The sequence below is a fragment of the Aquibium sp. ELW1220 genome (genome assembly GCF_030398385.1).
Taxonomy (GTDB): domain Bacteria; phylum Pseudomonadota; class Alphaproteobacteria; order Rhizobiales; family Rhizobiaceae; genus Aquibium.
Map to the genome: position 1 here is coordinate 178,290 of NZ_JAOAOQ010000008.1, position 6,269 is coordinate 184,558.

General features: G+C 70.8%; 4 protein-coding genes. All 4 read left to right on the plus strand.

All coding sequences use genetic code 11. The features are described from left to right. The first annotated feature begins 27 nt into the window (after positions 1-27). Entirely contained in the window at positions 28-933 is a 906-nt protein-coding gene (locus N1F91_RS10510) for a homocysteine S-methyltransferase family protein (protein WP_289991952.1), read from the plus strand. Further along, positions 926-2,116 (plus strand): aminotransferase class I/II-fold pyridoxal phosphate-dependent enzyme, encoded by a 1,191-nt coding sequence (locus N1F91_RS10515; protein ID WP_289991953.1) that lies wholly within the window; start codon positions 926-928, stop codon positions 2,114-2,116. Before N1F91_RS10510 ends, N1F91_RS10515 begins: the two co-directional genes overlap by 8 nt. Before the next feature lie 247 nt (positions 2,117-2,363). Next, positions 2,364-4,808, plus strand: coding sequence for an FAD-dependent oxidoreductase (locus N1F91_RS10520; RefSeq protein ID WP_289991954.1), 2,445 nt, complete (start codon positions 2,364-2,366; stop codon positions 4,806-4,808). Positions 4,809-5,281: 473 nt separating this feature from the next. Further along, a partial coding sequence (locus N1F91_RS10525) for a hypothetical protein (RefSeq protein ID WP_289991955.1) occupies positions 5,282-6,269 on the plus strand: 988 nt, incomplete at its 3' end.

The following is a 6,269-nucleotide window of genomic DNA, read 5'->3' on the forward strand; positions in this document are numbered from 1 at the left end:
TCCCCTTTTCACAGGAGCAACCACCCCATGACCCCCATCATCCTCACCGACGGCGGCATGGGCCAGGAACTCCTGCGCCGCTCCGGCGCCACGCCGACCCCATTGTGGTCGGCCAAGGTGCTGATGGACGAGCCCGATCTCGTGCGCGACCTGCATGCCGACTTCATCCGCGCCGGCGCCCGCGTCATCACCGTCAACACCTATGCCGCGACACCCGAGCGTCTGGCGCGCGAGGGGGTGGGCGAGATGTTCCGCCCGCTGCAGCAGGCGGGCCTCGACCTCGCCGTCGAGGCGCGCGACGCGGTCGGCGCCGATTGCGCCATCGCCGGATGCCTGCCGCCGCTGTTCGGCTCCTACGCGCCGAAGCTCACCATCTCCTTCGAGGAGACCGTCGAGCTTTATCGCCGCATCGTCGCCGAGGAGGCCGGCCGCGTCGACCTGTTCCTGTGCGAGACCATGGCGTCGGCGCAGGAAGGCCTCGCCGCCGCCACGGCCGCCGCCGAGAGCGGCAAGCCGGTCTGGATTTCCTGGACGCTTGCCGACGACGGCGGTCCCGGCCTCAGGAGCGGCGAGACGATCGCTGATGCGGCGGCGGCCGTCGCGCACCTGCCGCTCGCTGCCCGCCTCGTCAACTGTTCGCGTCCGGAGACGGTCGACGCCGCCTTCGGCGACCTCGCCGCACTTGGCGGCCCGGTCGGCGCCTATGCCAACGGCTTCACCGCCGTCCATGCCCTCAAGCATGGCGGGACTGTCGACGTGCTGGCGGCCCGCGAGGATCTCGGCCCCGATTCCTACGCCGCCTTCGCCATGGGCTGGGTCGAGCGCGGCGCGTCCATCGTCGGCGGCTGCTGCGAGGTCGGTCCCGAACACATTGCGCGGCTGCGCGACCGGCTGGTCGAGGCCGGATACGCGATCGGAGGTTTCCATGCCTAGGCATTCCACCCGCATCGGCGGCATCACCCCGTCCGGCAAGGACGGCTGGGAGGTCCACTTCGCGGCCATGGCGCGCAAGCAGGCCGGCGAGGACATCATGATGCTGTCGGTCGGCGACCACGATTTCGACACGCCGAAGGAGACGGTCGAGGCCTGCAAGGCCGCGCTGGACGCCGGCTTCCACCATTACACCCAGCTTCCCGGCCTGCCGGCGCTGCGTGCGGCCATGGCGAAGATCTCGACCCGCTGCACCGGCGTCGAGACGACCGCCGCCGAGGTCATCGCCACGCCCGGCGGCCAGCTCGCGCTCTACGCCGCCGTCCAGGGCACGCTCGATCCCGGCGACCACGCCATCGTGGTGGCGCCCTACTACGCCACCTATCCCGGCACCTTCCGCGCCGCGGGCGCCGCCTTCACCATCGTCGAGGCCCGAGCCGAGAACGGCTTCCAGCCGCTCGCCGCCGACATCGAGGCGGCGCTGCGCGACGATACGAAGGCGATCCTGATCAACACGCCCAACAACCCGACCGGCGCCGTCTATTCGCGCGCCACGCTGGAAGGCATCGCCGACATCTGCCGCCGGCACGATTTGTGGCTCATCTCCGACGAGGTCTACTGGTCGCTGCCGGCCGACGGCGGCCATCTGTCGCCGCGCTCGCTCCCCGGCATGGCCGAGCGCACGCTGGTGGTGAACTCGATGTCGAAGAGCCATGGCATGACCGGCTGGCGCATCGGCTGGCTGACGGGGCCCGCCGACATGATCGCGCTGCTGGTCAACCTGAACCTCGTCTCGACCTACGGCCTCAACGACTTCGCCAGCCGCGCCGCCATCGCGGCGCTGGAGAACGACTGGGGCGTGGCCGAGATCGCCGCGCTCTACCACCGCCGCCGCGAGGCCTTCCTCGACCATGTCCGCGGCCTGAACGGCATCCGCGTCCGCGGCTCGGAGGGCGGCATGTACGTCATGCTCGACATCTCCGCCATCGAGCCCGACTGCGAGGCCTTCGCCTGGGCCTTCCTCGAAGCCGAGAAGGTCGCGGTCATGCCGGGCTCCTCGTTCGGCGAGGCGGCCCGCGGCCACATCCGCATCAGCCTGTGCCAGCCCGAGCCCGTGCTCGCCGAAGCGGCGGACCGGCTGCGCCGCTTCGCGGCCGCGCATGTCGGCAGGCGGCGGCAGGCATGAGCGCCGGTGAACGCAGGAGCTGCATGATGACACGGACTCCATCCTCGCCCCTTCCGCCCTGCCTGCCAGGGCGCTCCCCCCTCTCCGTCGCCGCTGCGCGGCGCCACCTCTCCCCCCGTTCCGGGTGGAGAGGACGGGCCTCCAGCCTGGCGTCCGTCCTCCACCCCACGAAGTGGGGGGGAGGTGGCGCCGCGCAGCGGCGACGGAGGGGGGGACTGCCACCCCACTTCAACCAGGAGCCCTCCGCATGACCGCCCTTCCGCCCAAGGCCCGCGCCGTGATCATCGGCGGCGGCGTGTCCGGATGCTCCGTCGCCTACCATCTGGCCAAACTCGGCTGGAGCGACATCGTGCTCTTGGAACGCAAGCAGCTGACCAGCGGCACCACCTGGCACGCCGCCGGCCTCGTCGGCCAGCTGCGCGGCTCGCGCAACATGACGCGGCTCGCCAAGTATTCCGCCGACCTCTACGCGAAGCTCGAGGCCGAGACCGGCGTCGCCACCGGCATGCGCCAGGTCGGCTCGATCACGGTGGCGCTCACCGAAGAGCGCAAGGAGGAGATCTACCGCCAGGCCTCGCTGGCGCGGGCCTTCGACGTCGACGTGCGCGAGATCTCGCCCGCCGAGGTGAAGGCCATGTACCCGCATCTCAACGTCTCCGACGTCATGGCCGCCGTGCACCTGCCGCTCGACGGCCAGTGCGATCCCGCCAACATCGCCATGGCGCTGGCCAAGGGCGCGCGGATGCGCGGCGCCACCATCGCCGAGGGCGTCAAGGTCACCGCCGTCCACGAGACCGGCCGCCGCGTCACCGGCGTCTCCTGGGAGAAGGACGGCGAACAGGGCACGATCGAGGCCGACATCGTGATCAACTGCGCCGGCATGTGGGCCCGCGAACTCGCGGCGCAGAACGGCGTCGCGGTGCCGCTGCATGCCTGCGAGCATTTCTACCTGATCACCGAGCCGATCCCCGGCCTGACCCGCCTGCCGGTGCTGCGCGTGCCCGACGAGTGCGCCTACTACAAGGAGGACGCCGGCAAGATGATGCTCGGCGCCTTCGAGCCGGTGGCAAAACCCTGGGGCATGGACGGCATCCCCGAGAGTTTCTGCTTCGACCAGCTGCCCGAGGACATGGACCATTTCGCGCCCATCCTCGAACTCGGCGTCAACCGCATGCCGATGCTGGAAACGGCCGGCATCCACACCTTCTTCAACGGCCCCGAGAGCTTCACCCCCGACGACCGCTACTATCTCGGCGAAACGCCCGAGCTTGCCGGCTACTGGGTCGCGGCCGGCTACAATTCCATCGGCATCGTCTCGTCGGGCGGAGCCGGCATGGCGCTGGCGCAGTGGATCCATGACGGCGAGCCGCCCTTCGATCTCTGGGAGGTCGACATCCGCCGGGCGCAGCCCTTCCAGAAGAACCGCCGCTACCTCAAGGAACGCGTCACCGAGACGCTCGGCCTGCTCTATGCCGACCATTTCCCCTACCGCCAGATGGCGTCCGCGCGCGGCGTGCGCCGCTCGCCGCTGCACGAGCACCTCAAGGCGCGCGGCGCCGTCTTCGGCGAAGTGGCCGGCTTCGAGCGCGCCAACTGGTTCGCCAGGCCCGGCCAGGAGCGCGAATACCGCTATTCCTGGAAGCGACAGAACTGGTTCGACAACCAGCGCGACGAGCACCTCGCGGTCCGCACCGGCGTCGGCCTGTTCGACATGACCTCCTTCGGCAAGATCCGCGTCGAGGGCCGCGACGCCCTGGCCGTCCTGCAGCGCCTTAGCGCCAACGACATCGACGTGCCCGCCGGCCGCATCGTCTACACCCAGATGCTCAACGCCCGCGGTGGCATCGAGAGCGATCTCACCGTCGCGCGCCTCACCGAAACCGCCTTCCTGGCTGTCGTGCCCGGCGCCACGCTGCAGCGCGACCTCGCCTGGATCCGCCGCCATGTCGGCGACGCCTTCTGCGTGATCACCGACGTCACCGCCGGCGAGGCCGTGCTCTGCGTCATGGGTCCGAAGGCGCGCGACCTGATGCGCAAAGTCAGCCCGGACGATTTCTCCAACGATACGAATCCCTTCGGCACGTTTCGTGAAGTCGAGGTCGGCATGGGTCTCGCCCGCGCCCACCGCGTCACCTATGTCGGCGAACTCGGCTGGGAGCTCTACGTGCCGACCGACCAGGCCGCCCACGTCTTCGAGGCGCTGGAAGAGGCCGGGCAGGATCTCGGGCTCAGGCTCTGCGGGTTGCACACGCTCGATTCCTGCCGCATCGAAAAGGCCTTCCGCCATTTCGGCCACGACATCACCGACGAGGACCACGTTCTCGAAGCCGGCCTCGGCTTCGCGGTGAAGACCGCCAAGGGCGATTTCATCGGCCGCGACGCGGTGCTGCAAAAGCGCGAGGCCGGCCTCGACCGCCGCCTCGTCCAGTTCCGCCTCGCCGACCCCGAGCCGCTGCTGTTCCACAACGAGGCGATCGTCCGCGACGGCGCCATCGTCGGCACCATCACGTCGGGCAATTACGGCCACTTCCTCGGCGCCGCAATCGGCCTCGGCTACGTCCCCTGCCCGGGCGAAAGCGAGGCCGACATCTTGTCCTCCACCTACGAGATCGAGATCGCCGGCGTGCGCCACGCGGCCCACGCCTCGCTGAAGCCGATGTACGACCCGAAGGCCGAGCGGGTCAGGATGTAGGCGCGGCCGCGCAGAAATACGGGGACAGTTTACTTAATTCGGCTCGAAGACTGCTTGCAACGCTGGCGGGCTGGCGCCCGAATTAAGTAAACTGTCCCCGTATTTCCTCGGCATTCCCAAGCATCAGTTCTGCTCCAGAACGCCCGAAAACGCGCCCGGCGAACATCTGCCATCGAGGCCCACGGGAGGAGGTGCGGCTACGCAGGCGTCGCCGATGGCAGCGCCGGAAATGCGGGGACAGTTTACTTAATTCGGCTCGACAACTGCTTGCCGTGCTGGCGGCTTGCCACCCGAATTCAGTAAACTGTCCCCGTATTTCCCCCGCATCTCCCTCCCGCTCACACCGTTCCCCGGATCGACATCCGTCCGCTCCACCTTGAACGATATCAACCGGTTGCACGAATTTCGACCCCGCTCTGTCCACGCCCTGTCCGTCCGGCCCCACACTGTGCGGAGATGAAAGGAGGGCGTTCATGGACTGGCGGATGGCGATCGGGAGGCAGCAGGCGGCGCTGAGGAGCGTCGTGGCCGGTCTCGTCGCGATGGTCGGCGCCGGCAGCGCCGACGCGGCCGACGCGGCCGAACTCGCCGCCGAGCGGCCGACGCTTGCCCGCCACCGCCACCGCGCGCTGCTTCGGCTGGTGCGGCCGGCCGAGGCGGCCGCGCGGCGGCTCATCATCGCGCTGGCGCTCGCCGTTCCCGCCGCGGCGGAGAATGCCCGCCCGGCCGCCGATCCGTCGCCGGACACCGCCCGTCCGTCCGCAGGCCCGGCGCCTGATGCGGGACCCGCAGCATCGCCCGTCGCCGCGAGCCCGCCGTCCGCCGCAGCGATCCATGACGCGGCCGCGCCGAAGCCCCCCGCAACCGGCCGTCCGCGCCGCGCGTTCCAGCCGCGCCAGCCCCGAACGAAGTCGGCCATCCTGCGCAACGGCATCGGCACCGGCATCGTCCTGCCGCGCGCCGTCGCCGGCCAGCCGTCTCCCGTCCTGCCGGCCTGGGCGGTCGAACCGCCCCGGCCGCCGCGCGGCCTGCGCCTGCCGCTCACCGACGCCGTCCGCCGCGTGCGGGTGCGGCGCGTTGCGATGCGCGACCTGCCGCGCATCGCGATCGCTGGCCTTCCCATGGACCGCCCGCCGCGCCGGCCGCTGCCGACGCCCGACGACAGGCTCGACGCGACGCACCTCATCCTGCGCATCCGCGCGCTCGCCCGCGCGCTGGAGGACCTGCCCGGCGAGGCGCGCCGCTTCCGCCGCTGGCACGCCCGCAACGCCGCCGCAATCGCGCGGGCCCGCGCCGCCGAAGACGCGCGCGACCGGCAGATCGCCGCCGAAGGCGAGCGCTGCGGACAGGTCGCCGGCCGTCACCGGTACAAGGCCGGTCTCGCCGGCGTCCGCCTCGTGCATCTGCCCGGCGGGCTGGGGCTCGCCGGCGTGCCCGCTGCCCCGCCGCCGGCCCTGCCGC